The sequence below is a fragment of the Bacillus thermozeamaize genome (assembly GCA_002159075.1).
Taxonomy (GTDB): Bacteria; Bacillota; Bacilli; order ZCTH02-B2; family ZCTH02-B2; genus Bacillus_BB; species Bacillus_BB thermozeamaize.
The window spans coordinates 1-20,095 of record LZRT01000045.1 but is presented as its reverse complement, the minus strand read 5'-3'; the positions used below and the strand labels follow the sequence as shown (position 1 = coordinate 20,095).

Here is a 20,095-nt window from a genome sequence, read left to right as displayed (position 1 = left end):
TTGAGGGGCGGTGAGGCTTGATGCGGACGTTTTTGGTCTCCTTCTTTCTCCTCTTTCTCTTGTTTCTTGGCATCTTTATCGGCATTCAATATGCGGAATATGGAATTCACGACGTTGAAGGACGGGACGAGCCGCCAAAAGGAGCCGCAGTGGCAGTCAATGCGGAGGGCGAAGTGGTGGAGCTGTCCTTGCTGGGGAAAACCTTCACCCGTGAGGAGTTTGCGGCCATCCGGGGGGATGCCCAGAACACCGAGAGCCTGGATGAGGAGGCAGCGTCGGGGAATATGTATGAGGAACTGGGACGTATTCTGGGAACCTGGGTGGAACAAGGGGCGCGCGGGCTGGCGGAAATGCTCTTGGGTTGGCTGGACGGGCTGATGTAAATGCAGCACGGCCAGTGAAATTCTGTCATCCTATCTGTGAATTTGTTATAATATGAAGTGCCAAAAATGGGGTTGGACACATGGGTTTGGATAAGCTTACAGGAGGAGAAAGATGGGAGATTCCCGAGAGCGACAAAAACGGATTCGTAACTTTTCGATCATCGCCCATATCGATCACGGAAAGTCGACATTGGCCGATCGGCTGCTGGAGTATACAGGAACCTTAAGCGAGCGGGAAATGGCGGAGCAAGTGCTGGACCAGATGGATCTGGAACGGGAGCGGGGGATTACCATCAAACTGACAGCGGTGCGGCTGAATTATACCGCGAAGGATGGCCAGGAGTACGTGATCAACCTGATCGACACTCCTGGCCACGTCGATTTTTCCTACGAGGTTTCACGCAGCCTCGCTGCATGTGAAGGGGCGCTGCTGGTGGTCGATGCGGCACAAGGGATTGAAGCGCAGACGTTGGTCAACGTCTATCTGGCGCTGGAGAACGACCTGGAGATCATTCCGGTGATCAACAAGATCGATCTGCCGAGCGCCGATCCGGAACGCGTCCGGCAGGAAATTGAGGACGTGATCGGGCTGGATGCCAGCGAGGCGGTACTCGCGTCGGCGAAAACGGGGGTTGGGATTGAGGAGATCCTGGAGCAGGTGGTCCGCCGCATTCCGCCTCCGGATGGCGACCCGGATGCGCCGCTGCAGGCGTTGATCTTCGATTCCCTCTACGACTCTTACAAGGGCGTGATTGCCTATATTCGCGTCATGAACGGGCGGATCGTGCCGGGGATGAAGATCAAGATGATGTCGACCGGAAAGACGTTTGAAGTCACGGAGGTCGGCGTGTTCAGGCCGAAAATGACCCCTGTGGAGGAATTGTCTGTCGGCGATGTGGGATATGTGATTGCCGGGATCAAAAATGTCCGCGATACGCGGGTAGGGGATACCATCACGGGTGCCGAAAGGCCGGCCGAAGCCCCCCTGCCGGGATACCGGCGGGTCAATCCCATGGTGTATTGCGGAATGTATCCAGTGGACAGCAGTGATTATGACCGGCTGCGCGAGGCTCTGGAAAAACTGGAGCTCAATGATGCCTCTCTCCGTTATGAACCGGAGACCTCCAGCGCTTTGGGATTTGGCTTCCGCTGTGGATTTTTGGGATTGTTGCACATGGAGATCATCCAGGAACGGCTGGAGCGGGAATACCAGATTCCGCTGATTACGACCGCCCCCAGCGTGGTCTATCATGTGTACTTGACCGATGGCAGCATGATGGCGATTGACAATCCCACCAAGATGCCGGAGACGGGCAAGATCGATCGGATCGAGGAGCCTTATGTCAAAGCCACCATCCTGGTGCCCAATGATTATGTGGGCACGGTAATGGAGCTGTGCCAGGGCAAGCGGGGCATTTTCCAGGACATGCAGTACCTGGACACCCGTCGTGTCACGCTGACCTACGAGATGCCACTGGCTGAAATTGTCTATGATTTCTTTGATCGACTGAAATCGGGCACAAAAGGGTACGCCTCCCTGGATTATGAATTCAGCGGCTATCGCCCTTCCAATTTGGTGAAAATGGATATCCTGCTCAACGGTGAACCGGTCGATGCGCTCTCGTTTATCGTACACCGGGACAAGGCTTACCACCGCGGGCGTCAAGTGGTTGAAAAGTTGCGCGAACTGATACCCCGGCAAATGTTTGAAGTGCCTATCCAGGCCGCCATTGGCAGCCGTGTGATTGCGCGTGAGACGATCAAGGCCATGCGCAAAAACGTCCTTGCCAAATGCTACGGCGGCGATGTCTCGCGCAAGCGGAAGCTCTTGGAGAAGCAGAAGGAAGGCAAGAAACGGATGAAATCGGTGGGCAAGGTGGATGTGCCGCAGGAAGCGTTCATGGCTGTCCTGAAGATTGAAGACTAGAGGGGGCCGGAGGGATGGGAGCAGGCGCCGTTTACGTGCATATCCCTTTTTGCACCAATAAATGTTATTATTGCGACTTCAATTCCTATGTGCACAAGGGACAGCCGGTAGAGGATTACCTGGACGCATTGTTCCGTGAGATGGAGTTGACCGTTGCGGAAGAACCTCCCGGGGAGATCGCTTCCGTTTTTATCGGCGGAGGCACGCCGACCGTACTTACGCCGGAGCAGCTGGCGCGCCTGCTTACGGCGATCCGGCATTATTTCCCGAAATGGAAAGCCGATTGTGAAGTGACGGTGGAAGCCAATCCCGGCACCGTGGATCGGGAGAAACTGGCCGCATTGCGGGAAGGGGGAGTCAACCGCCTCAGCATCGGCGCCCAAAGCTTTGACGCCTCTATGCTAAAACGGCTGGGAAGGATTCACCGTCCGGAGGACACGCTTCGCAGCGTCGAGTTGGCCCGGCGGGCCGGTTTCGAGAACCTTTCCATTGACCTGATGTTCGGCCTTCCCGATCAGACCATGGAGCAATTTCAAGATACGCTTCGGCAGGCGCTGGCCCTCAGGCTTCCTCATTATTCCATTTACAGCCTGATCATTGAGGAAAATACGCCCTATTATACCTGGTACCATCAGGGGCGTCTGGCGCTGCCTGGCGAGGATGAGGAACTGGCCATGTATCTGACCGCCATCGAGGAGATGCAAAAGGCGGGATATCATCATTATGAAATCAGCAACTTTTGTCGGCCGGGAATGGCATCACGGCATAATCTCACTTACTGGCGAAACGAAGAATATTATGGGTTGGGTGCCGGGGCACACGGCTTCCTGAACCAATGCCGGTACGAAAATATCAGGGAGATCGGACCCTACATCCAAAGACTGCGTCTTGGGCAGCGTCCCGTTCGCCACTCGCACAAGGTCAGTCGCCAGGAGGCGATGGAGGATTTCATGATGCTGGGTTTGCGTCTGCGCGACGGGGTGGAATGGGAGCGGTTTCGTGAGCGGTTCCGGGTTTCCATCCGTGAAGTGTTTCCAGATGTACTGGACGATCTGGAGAAGGAAGGACTGATTGAAGTGGATCGACGGGGGATTCGCCTTTCGCGACAAGGCCTGTTGTTTGGCAATGAGGTGTTTGCCTCCTTCCTCTCGTTGGGCGAGTCCGCCGCGACCTGAAGCGGATCCACACGCTGTGCAGTCAATGTCCCGAAAATGATTGACAAAAGGACGGGGAGTTTGATACCTTTGAAGTAATATTTTAGCACTCGTTTAGCAAGAGTGCTAATAAGGGGGTGGGAAAGATGCTGACCGAACGACAACAACGGATTCTCCAGATCGTGGTGGAACATTATATATCAGAAGCGGAACCGGTCGGATCGCGGGTGGTTTCAAAACGGGGGAACATGCCGTACAGTCCTGCCACCATTCGCAATGAGATGGCTGATCTGGAAGAGATGGGTTTTTTGGAGCAACCACATACATCCGCTGGACGCATCCCTTCGGAAAAAGGGTATCGTTATTATGTGGATCGGCTGATACAGCCCATGTCCATCTCGATTGAGCAGATATGGGAGTTGAAACGGCTCCTGACGGAGAAAATGATCCACACGGAACAGGCGATTCAGCAGACGGCAGAAATTTTGTCCAACCTGACCAATTACACCGCGTTCATCCTGGGGCCTGAAGTATACGAGGCTTCCTTGAAGTATCTCCAGCTCGTTCCGATTACTGACCAGACTGCGGTCGTGATCATCGTTACGAACACGGGGCATGTGGAAAACCATAAGGTCACCATTCCGGATGGCATTCCGCTGAACGAAGTGGAAAAGCTGGTCAACATTCTCAATGTAAAATTGAAGAATGTGCCGCTTTACCAGCTCAGAACACGCCTTCGCCAGGAAATTGCCGAAGAAATCAAGCGGCACCTGTCAGAATACGAAGCCTGGATGAAGTTTTTGGAGTCGCTGTTGGCCGTCCGGAAATCGGAAGAACGTGTGTACATGAGTGGTGCTGCCAAAATCTTGTCCCACCCCGAATTTCAAGATGTCAACAAAGTTCGCAGTTTGTTCGAGTGGCTGGAAGATCAACAGGAGTTAGCCAGTATCTTGGAAGAAAGACAAGAGGGCATACAGGTTCATATCGGTCAGGAGAACAAGGTGGAGGCCATCAACCATTGCAGCCTGGTCACTTTTACCCATCTGGTTGACGGTCGCCTGGTCGGTACCATTGGGGTTTTGGGTCCGACGCGCATGCATTACAATAAAGTGATTGGACTGCTGAATTCCTTGTCCAGCGACCTGACCAGCCTGTTTACCCGCTGGTACCAGATCGGCTCTTAGGAGGGTTATTTGTGACAGAACAAGAAAACCAGCAGCATCACCACGAACACAAGGAACTTGGCCACGAACAAAAGGAAGAGCAACGCGAGGAAGATACGAACGGCAATACTCCTGTTGCGGAAGAGGCCTCTGAATCTGCGGAAGAAGAGGTCTCTGACCATGCACAGGAGTCCGAGGCCGATGAACGGGAACGGGAGATTCAGCAGTTGCGCGCGCAGCTGGAATCTGCCCAAGCGGAAGCCCAAGAGAATTATCAGCGGTTTTTGCGCGCGCAGGCCGACTTCGAAAATTTTCGCAGGCGCACGCGACAGGAAAAGGAGGAGCTGGCCAAATATGCGGCGGCCGGAATCATCGAGTCCCTTTTGCCTGTCATCGATAATTTCGAACGGGCGATTGTGGCGGGAAAAACTGCCGATGCTGATTCCCCCTTGCTCCAGGGAGTCGAAATGGTATACAAACAATTGATGGATGTCCTTTCCTCGGCAGGATTGGAAGAAATTGAGTCCCTGGGGAAGCCTTTTGATCCATTCCTGCATGAAGCTGTGATGAAGGAACCTTCCGAAGACCACGAGGAAGGGACTGTGATTGAAGTGCTGCAAAAGGGGTATCGCCTGAAAGATCGGGTGATCCGCCCTGCCATGGTTAAAGTGAGTGGGTAGACAACCGATGAAATAGTGGAGGGAATCGTATGGGAAAAGTGCTAGGCATTGACTTGGGAACCACCAACTCCTGTATGGCCGTGATGGAAGGCGGCGAGGCGATCGTCATTCCCAACGCCGAAGGGGGACGGACGACGCCTTCCGTCGTCGCTTTTACAAAGGATGGTCAACGCCTTGTCGGCGAGGCCGCCAAACGCCAGGCGATCACCAACCCGGAGCGGACGATCATCTCGATCAAGCGTCACATGGGGACCAATCATAAAACCAACATTGAAGGCAAGGAATACACACCGCAGGAAATTTCTGCGATGATCCTGCAGAAGCTGAAGGCGGACGCGGAAGCTTATCTGGGAGAACCGGTGACGCAAGCGGTGATCACGGTTCCTGCCTATTTCAACGATGCCCAGCGGCAGGCCACCAAGGATGCGGGACGGATTGCGGGTCTGGAAGTGCTGCGGATCATCAACGAACCGACAGCCGCCTCTTTGGCGTATGGCTTGGATAAGGAAGAGGACCAAACGATTCTGGTCTTCGACTTGGGCGGCGGTACCTTCGACGTCTCCATCTTGGAACTTGGCGACGGATTTTTTGAAGTGAAAGCCACCAGCGGGGACAACCATCTGGGCGGCGATGACTTCGACCAGCGGATCATCGACTATCTTGTCGAGACGTTCAAGGCGCAGACCAACATTGACTTGAGAAACGACAGGATGGCGATGCAACGCTTAAAAGAAGCGGCTGAAAAAGCGAAAAAAGATCTCTCGGGCGTTTTGACGACCAATATCTCGCTGCCGTTTATTGCCGCGGATGCCACCGGCCCAAAACACTTGGAGCTGGATTTGACACGTGCCAAGTTTGAAGATCTCACGCGGGACTTGGTGGAACGGACGCTGGGTCCGACCCGGCAGGCATTGAGCGATGCCGGCCTGAGCCCGAGCGACATCGACAAAGTGGTGCTGGTTGGCGGTTCGACGCGGATTCCGGCAGTCCAGGAAGCGATCAAGAAACTGATCGGCAAGGAACCTCACAAAGGGGTCAACCCGGATGAAGTGGTGGCGCTTGGCGCTGCCATCCAGGGCGGTGTCCTGTCAGGCGAGGTCAAGGATGTCGTGCTCCTGGATGTCACGCCGCTGTCGCTGGGGATCGAAACCCTGGGCGGCGTTTTTACCAAATTGATCGAACGGAATACCACCATACCGACAAGTAAGTCGCAGATCTTTTCGACGGCCACAGATAACCAAACCTCCGTGGAAATTCACGTGCTGCAGGGCGAGCGGCCGATGGCTGCCGACAACAAATCCTTAGGCCGCTTTACGCTGACCGACATTCCGCCGGCGCCGCGGGGCGTGCCGCAAATCGAGGTCACCTTTGACATTGACGCCAACGGCATTGTCAATGTGTCGGCAAAGGATTTGGGAACCGGCAAGAGCCAGAAGATCACGATTACCGGTGGCAGTGGTCTGAGCGAGGAAGAGATTCAACGGATGATCAAAGAAGCGGAACTGCACGCGGAAGAGGACCGCAAGCGGCGTGAAGCGGCCGAGTTGCGAAATCAGGCCGATCATCTGATCTTTACCACCGAGAAAACCTTGAAGGATCTCGGCGACAAGGTGGATAAGGCAGATGTGGAAAAGGCCAACCAGGCCAAGGATGAATTGAAAAAGGCGCTGGAAGGCAATGACGAGCAAGCGATCAAACAGGCCATGGAAAAACTGAACCAGGTGGTTCAAGAAATGTCCGTCAAACTTTATCAGCAGGCGGCGCAGCAGGCACAATCTGCACAGAACGCCTCCGATTCCGGGGCAACTGGCCAGAATGGCCAGAAAGAGAACGTGGTGGATGCTGAATACGAAGTGGTGGATGACGATAAAAGTGAGTCCAAATGACAAAGGCAGGCCGATTCATGTTCGGCCTGCTTTTTCCTTGGCCATAGGCCACATCAGGTGATCCGTAGTTTGTGTGTGTATGCTGATTGTTGCCTCTTTTCCTTTTTTCGCGTATAATGAAACTATATTTAACTCGTGGTGAAGCGAGGTGCTCGGGGATGGCGAAGCTGAATCAGCACCAGATTGCCGTTTATATGCGCTATCTTTCGCAATGGGAAGAGAAAGACCAGCGGCTGGAAAAAACCTTTCTGTTTGAACGTGATGAAGAGGCGATTCAATTTGTCAGCCTGTTCTGCGCAAAGGCGAAAGAGCTAAAGCACCTCCCGGAAATTCACCTTACATCTCGTCAAGTTCAGCTCAGGTTGTATACCGTCGATCACGAAGGACACGGCATAACGGGAAAAGATTTTGCGCTGGCGATGGCTGCCGATCAGATTTTTCGTCAGTTTGTCCGTTCACAAGTGGTATAATGGGTTCATAGGGACGGTCCCGTTGGGGGCCTTTTTCTTTACAGCCATTCATGGAATGAAGGGTGATAAAGATGTTGCCACCGATGGTTCCTTATCTCATGCAAACGGGGCACCTTACCTATCAGGATGTGCAGCTTTATTGGAGGGAAGCGAACAAGGCCGTCGAACGAGTGGAGATGGTTCCTTCCGGAAAGGGCATTTCCTCCTGGCTGACGCAGCTTTATCTGCTGCGCCGCGACACCGCTGGCTACGAGAAAGGAACGGCTCATGCTCGTCATCCGGACGATTTGTTTCGTCGCACCGTGGAAAGGCAATTATATCCCCATCTCGGACAGCACGTTGATGGATACATATGAACTTTGGTACAATACACTAGCATGACGTTTAGGTTTCAGGGGACGAGTTGGGCTGAAGACGAGGAGGAATGCCATCTTGACACTACGTCATTCGAGAAATTGGTTTGTGATCATCGGGACCGTTTTCGTGTTACTGGCGCTTACCGCTTGCACCACGGGGAAGGGGGAAGTGGTGGCTGAAATCAACGGTGAGGTGATCACCAAAGAAGAGTTTTATCAGGAGTTGCTGAAACAGGGCGGGAAACAATTGCTGGATCGGATGATTGATCAGAAATTGATCCAGCAAGCTGCCAAAGAAAAAGGCGTTACTGCCACTGAACAACAGGTCCGTGAGCGGATGGATGAAATGAAGGAACAGTTTGGCGGCGATGCGTCATTTCAGATGTATCTGGCCCAGTATGGGATTACGGAAGACATGCTCAAACAAGATGTCCGCAATCAACTGCTGATAGAAGGCCTCTTGAAGCCGGAGATCAAGATCAGTGAAGAAGAGATAAAGGCTTACTTTGAGGAGAACAAGGACATGTTTGGAGAACCGGAGCAAGTGAAAGCCCGGCACATCCTGGTAGAGACGGAAGCGCAGGCCAAAGAAATTCGCGCCAAGCTGGATCAGGGTGAATCCTTCGAAGAGCTGGCCAAGCAGTATTCCACGGACGAGGCCAGCAAGGCCAACGGCGGTGACCTGGGATATTTTAAACGCGGGGATATGGTACCGGAATTTGAAGAGGTCGCCTTTTCGTTAAAACCGGGTGAAACGAGCCAGCCCGTCAAATCCCAATTCGGCTACCACATCATCCGTGTTGAGGATCACAAACAGCCCGTGCCGGCCAAATATGAAGAAAAGAAAGAAGAAATTCGGCAGCAAATTCTTCAGCAAAAAATTGCGGAAAAGATGGAACCATGGCTGAATGAGCTTCGCAACAAAGCCAAAGTCACCAACTACCTCAAATGAATCAGGACGCCAGGGGAAACGGCACGAATCGGTCATAATTTGGGATGAAATGGATAAAATAACCTTCGTCGCCACGATATACAATCGAGAAGGAGATGAAGGTGATGAACCGCTTCGTTTCACAATTGGCCGTTTCCCTTTTGGGGATATTCTTGCTTCTGGCATCCTTTCAAGGCGTTACGTCTGCTAGCGGCCAGGAGAATGGCTTCCTGCAGGGTGAAGCCAGTCGGAGCCATGATGACGGGACGGTTGAACCGGATAGCGAACATTCCCATGTATCGTTAACCGAGAAACAGAAGAAACGGCTGGCTGAAATTCACCGTCGTCTGTACGAAGATCACGTCAAATTGATTGAGCTTTACGCGGAATACGGGTTGATTACTGAACAGACGAAACAGAAGAAGCTGAAGAGGCTGGAAGAACACTACAAGCGGAAGCAACAAAACGATTATCTGCCTTGTTGGCATAAAAAAGGCGAAAAACCGCGGGGAAGCGATGACTCAAGGGAAGAAATGACCCAGAAACCTTAAGCTGGATTGGATAGGGCTGTCCCATCGGATGAAATCGGGGCAGCCCCTTTTATATTTTTTTATATCAATATATAAATTGCTTGATCAGCGGCTTGATGCTGTCGATGGCAATGGCAAAACCGATGCTTTGAGAAGGTTGGGCGACAGCGACATTCACCCCGATCACTTCTCCGAGAATATTGATTAACGGTCCGCCGCTGTTTCCCGGATTGATTGCGGCATCGGTTTGGATGACATTGGGATAATACCGTTCAGCCGTTTTTAAGGGCCGGTTTTTTGCGCTGATTACACCGACAGTGACCGTATGGTCAAAACCGAGGGGATTTCCAACGGCGATCACCCACTCCCCGGGTTTTGTTTCAGCTGAGGATCCTAGTCTTAATGGCTTGAGCGGCTGGGGATGGTGAATGCGCAAGACGGCCAGATCCCTTTCCGGATTGGTCCAGACGACGTCAGCGTTTTTTTTGCGGCTGTTCCATAATTTTACATATACTTGTTCCGCCTGGTGTATGACATGTTCATTGGTCAGAATATACCCTTTGGGATGGATGATAAACCCGGTGCCGAAGCTGGATGTGCGAGGTTTTTTGAATTCCGGGAACAAATAGCGAAAAAAGTTGTCATCCAGATAACGGTTGCTGGCTTTATCCTGTGTTTCCAGCGAGACGACGCCTTCTTTAACCGTATCCACGACGTCGACAAAGGTGTTGAAAGGATGTTGGCTGGCGGCAGTGGACGTAACGTGTTCGGGTGTCATCTTGGATTTCCGTGAAGTACGACGGTACTTCATGATGTTCACCCCTCGCGTAGACTGTATTTTCAAGATATGTTCGAACAAGCGGAGGGGTGCCAGTCATTTCAACCTCGTTTCTACTCTGTGTTACAATAGGACTAAGCCTGAAAGAAAGCGAGAGAGATGAAAAACAGGGGGGTTTTTGTTGGAAACGTCCGCTTTACACACTGATTTTTACCAACTGACGATGATGCATGGCTATTTTAAAGAGGGAAAAGCGGATCAACGAGTGGTGTTTGATCTTTTTTATCGGCAAAATCCCTGCGGGAATGGCTATGCGATTGCGGCGGGCCTGGAACAGGTGATCGAGTATATACAGCAACTGCACTTTTCTAAAGAAGAGATTGATTATTTGCGAAGCCTGAAAATGTTTGAAGAGGATTTTCTTCAGCTTTTACGCAATTTTCGGTTCCAGGGCGATCTTTACGCGATTCCGGAAGGAACGGTCGTTTTTCCCAACGAGCCGCTGATTCGCATCGAGGCGCGCATCATCGAGGCGCAACTGCTGGAGACGGCTCTTTTGAACATTGTCAACCACCAGACGCTGATCGCGACAAAGGCGGCCAGAATAGTGAAAGCGGCAGGCGGAAAGCCGGTTCTGGAGTTTGGGTCGCGGCGCGCGCAAGGAATGGATGCCGCTCTTTACGGGGCCAGGGCCGCGATGATCGGGGGATGTGAAGCCACATCCAATACGCTGGCAGGAAAACGTTTCGGGATTCCTGTCCGGGGAACGCACGCCCACAGTTGGGTGCTCAGTTTTCCTTCCGAATTGGAAGCTTTCCGTGCGTACGCAAGGACATTCCCGGATAACTGCCTGCTGCTGGTGGATACGTATGACACCCTGCGCAGCGGATTGCCCAATGCCATTCGCGTCGCCAAGGAGCTCAGGGAACAGGGGCATCGTTTTCTCGGCATCAGACTGGACTCGGGAGATTTGGCGTATTTGTCCAAAGTGGCCAGACGGATGCTGGATGAGGCCGGTTTTCCCGATGCGATCATTGTCGCTTCCAGCGATCTGAATGAGGAAGTGATCGCCGACTTGCGATTGCAAGGTGCGAAGATTGATGTGTACGGGGTAGGGACAAGCCTGATCACATCAGAGGATTGTCCTTCGCTAGGCGGGGTGTATAAACTGGCTGCTGAGGAACACCAGGGGAAAATGATTCCGAAAATCAAGATATCGGAAAATACCAAAAAAATCACGACGCCGGGGATTAAACAGGTGACGCGGATTTACTTGCCGTCGGGCATGGCGACAGCCGATCTGATACACCTGATTGATGAGGAAGTGGATCCGGGCAAACCGCTGGAATTATTTGATCCTGTCGATACCTGGAAACGAAAAACGGTGGAGCGTTTTACCGCCCGTCCGCTGTTGGTCCCCGTTTTCATCAGGGGCGAGCTGGTCTACCAATCCCCTTCTGTCATGGAAATTCAGGCCTATGCCAAACAGGAATTGTCCACTTTTTCCGAAGAAATCAAACGCTTGATCAACCCGCATACCTACCATGTCGACTTGTCGCATCGGTTATGGGAGCTGAAAAACCGGTTGATTCTGGAGGGGCGAAACTCGAAAGCCAGAGGGGAAAAGGAGTAGATGCGCGCGGAGAAGGCAGCTGCATTTCTCCCTGATTTGTTGTACAATGATGACAAGCATGGGTCCTTGAGAAGTGGCAGGAACCATTTCCAAGCGCGGAGATGACACGAAAAGGAGGATGCATCATGGCTGAATCCAAAGTGAAATTGCGGGATAGCGAGTACTACTCCGAACGGTTGAAAATAGCCGCGCCTGTCGGCTTCTTTGTGCTTATTGGTTTGCTGATGGTGTTGATTCCTGCGATCTTTTGAAAAGCAGTGAGGCGAGGAGAAATATCTCTTCGCCTATTTTAATGGAGTGACGATGGCCAGCAATACAAAGAGCAACAAGACAAAAAACAGCACATATCTCACGGAAACAGATACCTTGGCATCCATGAGGGTAAAATCCCCTTTCCGCCGATCTTCATGCTCATTTCGTCCTCATGTATGATCTATCGTTTTTTAAAATATGCGGCGGCACATCCATGGGGATGGGTTTGTGCCATGGCGTATCACAATTTTTTCCTTTTCGAAAAACGGCGGGGCAATCCCTACATTTGTAGGGATTTTCTTTTTATACAATTTTATATATGCTAAAAATAGCTTTTATTGAAAGCGGATTCAGGTTTGGGGTTTCCGTTACCTGATGAAAAGAATGCCTTGGGAGGGGAGCATGTGACCGTTCAACTCAACGTCCAGACATTTCCGTTATTTATTAATGGCCAGTGGACGCCTGCCAGTACGGGGGAGACGTATGATGTGTTCAACCCTGCGACGGGAGCCGTCGTCGCAAAGGTGGCCAAAGGCAATGAGGAGGATGTCCATCGGGCGGTAAAGGCGGCGCGCGAAGCTTTTGATTCCGGTGTATGGAGCAACCGTACGCCGAAGGAGCGGAGCGAGGCGATGTTCCAGATTGCCCAGCTGATCGCCAAACATGCCCAGGAATTGGTTTATCTTGAAGCGATCAGTTCGGGGGGGACAATCCGCCGATTGGCTGCCTCTGACATCATGATGGTCGTCGATCTGTTTCAGACGCTTGGGAAGTTTATTCTGGAGTACCCCTACTCTGAGGTTTTGCCTGTCCCGGCCTATCCGGGTCCCGCACATGGCTTGATCTGGCGTGAGCCGGTTGGTGTCTGTGCGGCGATTACACCGTGGAATATGCCCATGATGCTGGCCGCCTGGAAGATTGCGCCAGCCTTGGCCATGGGCAACACGATTGTCATCAAGCCGGCCAGTTACACACCGTTGTCCACGCTGAAGATGGCAGAAATTATTTCCAAGGTTGTCCCGCCCGGTGTGATGAATGTGGTCACAGGTTCTGGGGCGGCAGTGGGGGAACCGCTGGTCAGTCATCCCGATGTGGACAAGGTGGCTTTTACCGGTTCGACCGAAGTCGGCCGCCGCATTATGCAACTGGCCTCCGGGACGATCAAGAAAACCACCCTGGAGCTGGGCGGGAAGTCGCCGAATATTCTGCTGGAAGATGCTGATCTGGAGATTGCGCTGCCCGGGAGCCTTTTTGGCGTTTTCCTGCATTCCGGCCAATTGTGCGAATCGGGGACCCGCCTGTTTGTGCCCGAGAAGATTTACGACCAGGTGATCGAAGGGCTGGTGAGGCTGACTTCCAAGTTAAAACTGGGTGATCCGCTGAATATGGCCACCGATGTCGGTCCGGTCATCTCGCGTCAACAAAAGGAGACGATCCTCTCGTACATCGAATCGGGCCTGGCCGCAGGAGCAAAGGTGGTCTGCGGCGGCAAAGAGGCGAAGATACCGGGATATGAACAAGGCCATTTCATCGAGCCCACCATTTTCGTCGACGTCACCAATGACATGAAAATAGCTCAGGAAGAAATATTCGGTCCTGTCTTGTCGGTGATTCGCTATAAGGATTTGGATCAGGCGATACAAATGGCCAATGACACGATGTACGGGCTGGCTGCGGGCGTATGGACGCAAGATGTGAACAAGGCCTTCGAGGTCGCCAAACGATTCCGTGCCGGTACTGTCTGGATCAACGATTGGCATCGCCTTCGCAGCGACGCGCCTTTCGGCGGATATAAGCAAAGCGGCGTCGGGCGTGAGCTGGGCAGGCATTCCCTGGATGAATATACGCAAGTCAAGCATGTCCATGCCACGTTGGTGCCGGAACTTGCGCAACGTTCCTGGTACAGGGTTCTTTTTTCGGAGATGTAGGAGATGAGACCGTGATTCGGTTTTCTGAAGCAGCCAGGCAGATCGTGGAGCGGATCCGGGAGTCGTTGCCGGAACCGCTGGTCATGGTGATTGGCAGCGGTTGTTGCGAAGGACCCGTACCCCAGTTGTATCCGGCGTCTGGCGTGCCCGTCAAGGGAGTTCAAGTATATGAGGAGGACGGACTGGCCGTTTATTTCCATGAGCCCTTCAGGCCGCAACCCGGCTTTCATTACGTCATCGATCTGGAAAAAGATGTGATCAATGATACGTTTTCCTTGGAAAGCCGCTACGATTGCCAATTTGTCCTTCGGTCATCACATATGATAGAGAGGTGAAGTGGATGTCGACCTCCTTTTCGCAATTTATGCAGCGAACAGCCATCTACAGCGGCGCAGGCGTGCGCTCGATGATTCCTGATCTGTTTCGTGGTTTTGGGGCCCGGCGAGTGGCACTGTTCAGTGACCGGGGCTTGGAGCAGGCGGGTGTGGTCGAGATGGTATCCGACCTCTTCCGCAACATCACCCAAGGTTCGGGGCCGGAGCTGGTTGGCATTTACCTGGATATTGATCAGGATGCGACCAGCACCAGCGTCAATCAGGCCCTTCGTTTTGCGCGGGATGTTGCGGCGGACAGCCTGTTGGCTGTCGGCGGCGGGAGCGTACTGGATACGGTCAAGGGCGTAAAATACGCGCTGCACTTGGGGATTCACGACATCAAGGATGCGATTCCCAGTGGGTTGAATCTGGTTTCATGGCCAGATGCGGCATACATGCCGATTCCGCACATCGCGGTTCCGACCACCGCTGGAACCGGATCAGAAGTTTCGCCCATTGCTGTCTTTTATAATGAGGCCATCCAAATAAAAGCCAATCTCATTCATCCGTTCATCAACGCGGATATCGCCGTTCTCGATCCGGAACTGACTGCCGGCTTGCCGCCTCGCATCACGGCCTTCACCGGATTTGATGCGCTGACACACGCGATCGAAGCGGTTGCCTCACCGCGCGCAACGGCCTTTACGGACGCCCACGCGCTGCACGCTATTCGCTTGATAGAAGCCAATCTGCCGGAAGCAGTGGAGAATGGAAAAAATTTAAACGCCAGAATGCAGATGCTGCAAGCCAGTACGATGGGGATTATCGCTTTTGGCATGTCGATGGCGGTCGTGCCCGTACACAATTTTGCACACGCTTATGGCGCTTTGTTCCGGATACCACACGGCCTGGCCTGTGCGGTGTTTTTGCCTGTTGTGATGGAGAGCCTGCCGCATTTGTACATGCCAAAAGTCGCTGACTTGGCTGAAGCGCTGCGGCTTGATGCACGGGGGAAAGCGCCGGAGCAGGTTCTTGGTGAAGTGGTCCAGAAGATCCGGACGCTGCAGCAACAGGTGGGTTTGCCTTCCACCTTCGCCGAGTTCAATATTTCAGCGGATGATTTGATCAAAACGATTGATGCTGTCGCCAGCGATCCGACTGCCGTGTTTTTCCGCTTGCCCGTGGAGTTAATCACCGCGGTCGGCGAAAAAGTGGCAGGTTTTTCCACTGTGTCAACATAAATGTTTCCGGTTCACGTTAGCGCTTTTACATGTATATAATTTTTATAAAATATTTATCATTTTATCAAATGCAAATGGAGGGATTAACATGCAAATCAGAGAGTTGGGCCAGTCGCGAGAAGGATATCAGTCATCCAGCGCGAAGCGGATCAATTGGAATTCACCGGCCTATCGACTGTATGAAAAGGCGAAGCTGTACGGGACATGGAATCCGAGGGATTTGGATTTCAGCCAGGATGCCGAGGATTTCAAAAGGTTGAACGAGCAGGAAAGGGAGTATGTATTGACCCTGGTCTCTTTGTTCGTCGCCGGCGAGGAAGCAGTGACCCTGGATCTGGTTCCCTTGCTGGGCGCTGTCGGCCGCCGCGGCGAGTTGGAAGACGAGATGTATCTCACGACGTTCCTGTTTGAAGAAGCCAAACACGTAGAATTTTTTACTCGATGGTTGGATGCGGTAGGCGTTACGGAAGACTTGAACGGTTTGCACGGGGAAAATTATAAGAAGATTTTTTATGAAGAGTTGCCGAAAGTGATGGATCGGCTGGTTACCGATGCCTCGGATGAGGCGCTGGTCAGGGCATCCGCCACGTACAATATGATTGTGGAAGGGACGTTGGCGGAAACGGGTTACTACGCTTTCCGTCAAACCTTGAAGAAAAACGGGCTGATGCCCGGGCTGCTGAAGGGGATCGACTACATCAACCGGGATGAGGGTCGGCACATCGGTTACGGCACCTACCTGATCTCCCGTCTGGTGAACAAGGACTCGCGCAATTATGATGTCTTCATGGATCAGATGAACAAGTTGTTCCCGTATGCCATTGGTTTAACCACAGAACGCAGTGATGAAAACGCAGGCGTGTTTGGGATGGAGCCAGGTTTTACAACGGAGTATGCGCAAAAACAGTTCGCCATCCGCTTGAGCAAGATTGAGCGGGCCAAAAAGCAGTCGATGCAGGAGTTGGTACAGGAAACCAACAAGGAGTTCGACACGCTGGATGAAGAGGTTGTCAGCGCTTCCTGATTTGGTCAGCATTGGGGAAAATCATTTCATCTCATCTCTCCCTGACATGTAACCGTAAACGATTGAAGGATGGACGCTCGTCGTCCATCCTCTTCTTTTTTGTCAAGAAATCAGTCCCATTTTCAAGGCAATGGCTACCGCATGCGTCCGATTCTTGGCATTCAGTTTTTTCATGGCTGCTGTGACGTAATCCCGCACCGTATATTCACTGAGGTGAAGGGCTTGGGCTGCTTCACTGATGGAGGCGCCTTCAGCCATCAATTTCAGGACATCATATTCCCTGGGTGAGAGTCGTACAGTGGACAGGGGCGAAAAATTCAATTGCTCGCCGTTCCAATATTTGACCAATGTTTCGGCTGCATGCTTGCTGAATTTCATCAGCGCCGTCAATGTGTCACTAGGCAGTTCGAATGGTTTTCCTTCGCCTTGATCCAGTATCGCCGCGCCGATCAATTTGTTTTTGGATGGAGCAAACAGTGGGGTGACCACCACGGATTCGAGTTGGAACTGTTTGACATAATGATTCGGCAATCCTTGTGCCGCGCTGGGTACATAAATAGGCTGAATTTTCTGAAGTCCATAGCTGATGAGGGGAATATTGGAAATATGTTCCCTGATTTTGCGAATGGCATGATCGTTGACCTGATAACCAAAAATGCCGATGCCGGAGTGATCTGTCTGCGAGTAGGAGAAGAGAGCCGCTCGTTCAAAAGGCAGGTAATTGACAAATCCGGCAGAAATTTTCTCCAGTGTCTCTTGCAAGTTTTTCGCTTGGATGATGGACTCGTCAAACAGAATCAGCGCATCTTTCCAATATCCTTCCTGCATCGCCAGGATCTGATGTTGTTTCAGGAGCTGCATCGCGAACGATAAAAACGGTTTCATAAATGCGCTTGTTTCTTTGGCTGTTGCAAACAACAGATTTTCTTGATTCAATGAAAAGGAGATGACCTCCGTTTGTGACGGTTCTTCGGGTTGTCCGATCAATTTTAAAATGGCTTCGATCAAAACTTCTTTTGTTTCTGCCTTGAGCATTTTCGTTAACTCCAGGAGCGGCAGGGGCACTTCGCGTTCCTTTGGAAAGAGCATGTCCTTTACCGCATAGCTGCCTGCCTGGTATTCCAGCCTGGCAATCCAGTACAGCGGGATGTCGTCAATACGGAACAGATGTTGTAAAAAATCCTGTACATCGATGGGGATGGAACCAGGTCCCAACACGTGTTGTCCGAGTATCGAAAAGAGATAGTGAATCACTTGGTGACGCTGGTAGTTTGCCCCAGGCATTTTGCGAACAGCCTGGTGGACCGTATTTTCCAATAAGGACAGGATGAGAATCAATTGGCTTGGTTCCATCTCCTCGGGAATTTGGGCTTGCCATTCTTCCCGTAACAACTTTAGGGTTTGTTCCGAATTTGTGCTGGTCAATGCCGGAATATATTTCAAGAACAGATGGGCGATCCAGCTGGTCTTGTGAACCAGTTTATGGTCATTCCAAGGCGGGGATTGATTCTCGGTCAACTGATACAACATTTTTTTCCAGTATTCTTGTATCGTCTGGCGATTTTCGAGAAATAACGCAGCCCCGTCATTCAAGAGCTGATCAAGCCGGTGATGCAAAGACAAACCCATGTTGGACCCTCCTTCATGATAGGTGGTGAAGGAGATGTGATAAAACATTCAGACACGTTTCTATACTTTGCTTTTTAATATATTGAAGAATAGGATGGTTGTCAAGATTATTCAGATTAAAACCGAGCATCCGAGACGTACATCGTGGAAAAGGAGAGACAAAATGCGTTATCGATTGGTTGCCATCGATGTGGATGGGACGTTGTTAAACGATCAGTATGAAATGCCTCCCCGGACGGTAGAGACGATGAACCGATCCCTGGATTATTGCCACGTGGTGTTGTGTACGGGACGCTCTCTGTTTTCGACAAAGCCGCTGCTCCAACATTTTAAAAAACCTATCCCTTTAATTTCGGACAATGGGGGAACCTTGTGGTTGCCGGAGAGGGGAATTTTGGAGCAGACCACCATTTCGCGGCAGGTTGTAAAAGAGGTTTTGTCGTTTTGCCGCGAGTACGGCCTGCATGTAGACTTTACGACAGGAGAAGGCATTTATGTCGAAAGTCTGAATGAGCAGCTATTGTCGATATACCGAAAATATTTTGCAGAGCCGAAAAAAGTGCGGGATTTGATGCAGCTTAAACAGATGCCGGTGAAGATCACCATCAGTGGCCCGCCACAGCAGATTGATCAGGCTTATCCTGAGGTCATCCGCCGATTCGCGGAAAAGGCGCAATTTTTCAGGAGCGGCCCTTATTTCATCGATTGCCTGGCCCAAGGCGTAAACAAGGGGGCCGCGCTGATGAAGGTCGCTTCCGCTCTTGGCGTGGACATAAGCCAAACGATTGCGATCGGCAATTATTTTAACGATTTGGAAATGCTTCAGTTGGCCGGACTGGGGGTTGCTGTGGCCAACGCGCCGGAGGAGGTGCGCGGACAGGCAGACCTGGTGACCGACAGCAACAATCACGAAGGGGTCCGTAAAGTATTGGAAAAGTTTATCCTCACATTCACCGAATAAGAGAAAGGAGCGGCGAACATGGTGACAGGTAACGGCGACAACGTTCGGTGCGAGAAAGCAGACCTTACCCTGAAAGAGATGCAAAAAATGGTGGATGATTATATCGGCCAGTTCAAAGTGGGTTATTTCAGCCCGTTGGCCATGCTGGCCCGCCTGAGCGAAGAGGTGGGGGAGTTGGCGCGGGAAATCAATCACCATTATGGGGAGAAGCCCAAAAAGGCAGACGAACCGGAAAACAGCGTGGATATGGAGCTGGCCGATTGCCTGTTTATCCTCGTCTGTTTTGCCAATTCGCTCGGCATTGATCTGGAATCTTCTTTTTACAAAATGATGGAAAAATTTCGTGTGCGGGATGCCGGACGTTGGGAATTAAAATGATAAACTATATTTTTGTATTAATTTAAAACTATGAAATGGTAAAAATGTTCTTGAATATTTTTTAAGTCCAATGTTAGAATAAGGGGTGTAAAGCAACTCATTCTCATGGAGGGATGCCCAAGGAAAGCGGGGTCACACAAGCCATCCAGCCATTGGCGCGCTTTTGTCACGCTTTTGTCAGATGGATGTTCCGGTTATTTATGAAAACGGTACCATTTCGCTGTGAAGCAAAGCGGGCTTTGTTGCAAGGACTGACTCATCTTGTTCAAATTCAAAGTTAAACCGGATCATTGGTTAAGACGAATACATTCATCGCAGATGAACCATTTGCCATCAGGAGGTGGTTGTGCCCATGTTGGTGCCTTTAACGCCGCTGGACTGGTTGCGCCGTGCGGTCAAGTATTACCCGGAAAAACTGGCTGTCGTGGACGAAGGAAAGCGCTTCACCTACAGGCAGTTCGCAGAGCGGGTGAACCG

The 20,095-nt window shown here is 51.7% G+C and carries 19 protein-coding genes; 17 read left to right on the top strand and 2 right to left on the bottom strand.

All coding sequences use genetic code 11. The features are described 5' to 3' along the window. Positions 1 to 20 precede the first annotated feature (20 nt). The 10 genes from BAA01_03640 (at position 21) to BAA01_03595 (ending at position 9,501) form a co-directional block, all read left to right on the top strand. Positions 21 to 383 carry a hypothetical protein gene (locus BAA01_03640; protein OUM89324.1) on the top strand — a complete coding sequence of 121 codons (363 nt, stop codon included), beginning with the start codon at positions 21 to 23 and terminating at the stop codon, positions 381 to 383. 112 nt (positions 384 to 495) lie between these two features. Then, entirely contained in the window at positions 496 to 2,310 is a 1,815-nt protein-coding gene (locus BAA01_03635; protein ID OUM89323.1) for an elongation factor 4, read from the top strand. Positions 2,311 to 2,324: 14 nt separating this feature from the next. Continuing rightward, positions 2,325 to 3,485, top strand: coding sequence for a coproporphyrinogen III oxidase (locus BAA01_03630; GenBank protein OUM89322.1), 1,161 nt, complete (start codon positions 2,325 to 2,327; stop codon positions 3,483 to 3,485). Between the two features lie 125 nt (positions 3,486 to 3,610). Then, positions 3,611 to 4,648, top strand: coding sequence for a heat-inducible transcriptional repressor HrcA (locus tag BAA01_03625; GenBank protein ID OUM89321.1), 1,038 nt, complete (start codon positions 3,611 to 3,613; stop codon positions 4,646 to 4,648). Between the two features lie 11 nt (positions 4,649 to 4,659). After that, positions 4,660 to 5,307 carry a hypothetical protein gene (locus BAA01_03620; GenBank protein OUM89320.1) on the top strand — a complete coding sequence of 216 codons (648 nt, stop codon included), beginning with the start codon at positions 4,660 to 4,662 and terminating at the stop codon, positions 5,305 to 5,307. A gap of 29 nt (positions 5,308 to 5,336) precedes the next feature. After that, positions 5,337 to 7,193: a molecular chaperone DnaK gene (locus BAA01_03615; GenBank protein OUM89319.1), complete on the top strand. Its 1,857-nt coding sequence runs from the start codon at positions 5,337 to 5,339 to the stop codon at positions 7,191 to 7,193. Between the two features lie 158 nt (positions 7,194 to 7,351). After that, positions 7,352 to 7,663, top strand: a complete 312-nt coding sequence (locus tag BAA01_03610; GenBank protein OUM89318.1) for a hypothetical protein — start codon at positions 7,352 to 7,354, stop codon at positions 7,661 to 7,663. 71 nt (positions 7,664 to 7,734) lie between these two features. Beyond that, positions 7,735 to 8,019, top strand: a complete 285-nt coding sequence (locus BAA01_03605) for a hypothetical protein (GenBank protein ID OUM89317.1) — start codon at positions 7,735 to 7,737, stop codon at positions 8,017 to 8,019. Between the two features lie 73 nt (positions 8,020 to 8,092). Beyond that, the gene (locus tag BAA01_03600) at positions 8,093 to 8,971 is read left to right on the top strand and encodes a hypothetical protein (protein ID OUM89316.1); all 879 of its coding nucleotides are present in this window, start codon (positions 8,093 to 8,095) and stop codon (positions 8,969 to 8,971) included. Positions 8,972 to 9,075: 104 nt separating this feature from the next. Further along, positions 9,076 to 9,501 (top strand): hypothetical protein, encoded by a 426-nt coding sequence (locus BAA01_03595; GenBank protein OUM89315.1) that lies wholly within the window; start codon positions 9,076 to 9,078, stop codon positions 9,499 to 9,501. A 64-nt stretch (positions 9,502 to 9,565) separates the two neighbouring features. Here BAA01_03595 and BAA01_03590 read toward each other — a convergent pair whose 3' ends face one another. Then, complete coding sequence (locus BAA01_03590) at positions 9,566 to 10,258, bottom strand: serine protease (GenBank protein ID OUM89335.1); 693 nt, start codon at positions 10,256 to 10,258, stop codon at positions 9,566 to 9,568. 223 nt (positions 10,259 to 10,481) lie between these two features. Between BAA01_03590 and BAA01_03585 the strand changes: the two genes are divergently transcribed. The 5 genes from BAA01_03585 (at position 10,482) to BAA01_03565 (ending at position 16,650) form a co-directional block, all read left to right on the top strand. Continuing rightward, positions 10,482 to 11,891, top strand: a complete 1,410-nt coding sequence (locus BAA01_03585; GenBank protein ID OUM89334.1) for a nicotinate phosphoribosyltransferase — start codon at positions 10,482 to 10,484, stop codon at positions 11,889 to 11,891. A 656-nt stretch (positions 11,892 to 12,547) separates the two neighbouring features. Next, the gene (locus BAA01_03580) at positions 12,548 to 14,071 is read left to right on the top strand and encodes an aldehyde dehydrogenase (protein OUM89333.1); all 1,524 of its coding nucleotides are present in this window, start codon (positions 12,548 to 12,550) and stop codon (positions 14,069 to 14,071) included. An 11-nt stretch (positions 14,072 to 14,082) separates the two neighbouring features. After that, positions 14,083 to 14,406 (top strand): hypothetical protein, encoded by a 324-nt coding sequence (locus BAA01_03575; GenBank protein ID OUM89314.1) that lies wholly within the window; start codon positions 14,083 to 14,085, stop codon positions 14,404 to 14,406. A 5-nt stretch (positions 14,407 to 14,411) separates the two neighbouring features. Next, entirely contained in the window at positions 14,412 to 15,626 is a 1,215-nt protein-coding gene (locus tag BAA01_03570) for an alcohol dehydrogenase (protein OUM89313.1), read from the top strand. A gap of 88 nt (positions 15,627 to 15,714) precedes the next feature. Next, positions 15,715 to 16,650 carry a hypothetical protein gene (locus BAA01_03565; GenBank protein OUM89312.1) on the top strand — a complete coding sequence of 312 codons (936 nt, stop codon included), beginning with the start codon at positions 15,715 to 15,717 and terminating at the stop codon, positions 16,648 to 16,650. A gap of 102 nt (positions 16,651 to 16,752) precedes the next feature. Here BAA01_03565 and BAA01_03560 read toward each other — a convergent pair whose 3' ends face one another. Continuing rightward, positions 16,753 to 18,279, bottom strand: a complete 1,527-nt coding sequence (locus tag BAA01_03560; protein ID OUM89311.1) for a hypothetical protein — start codon at positions 18,277 to 18,279, stop codon at positions 16,753 to 16,755. A gap of 163 nt (positions 18,280 to 18,442) precedes the next feature. On the opposite strand from BAA01_03560, the gene BAA01_03555 reads away from it, so the two are divergent. Next, positions 18,443 to 19,240, top strand: a complete 798-nt coding sequence (locus tag BAA01_03555; protein ID OUM89310.1) for a hypothetical protein — start codon at positions 18,443 to 18,445, stop codon at positions 19,238 to 19,240. An 18-nt stretch (positions 19,241 to 19,258) separates the two neighbouring features. Next, positions 19,259 to 19,618, top strand: a complete 360-nt coding sequence (locus tag BAA01_03550; protein OUM89309.1) for a nucleotide pyrophosphohydrolase — start codon at positions 19,259 to 19,261, stop codon at positions 19,616 to 19,618. The last annotated feature ends 477 nt before the right edge of the window (positions 19,619 to 20,095 follow it).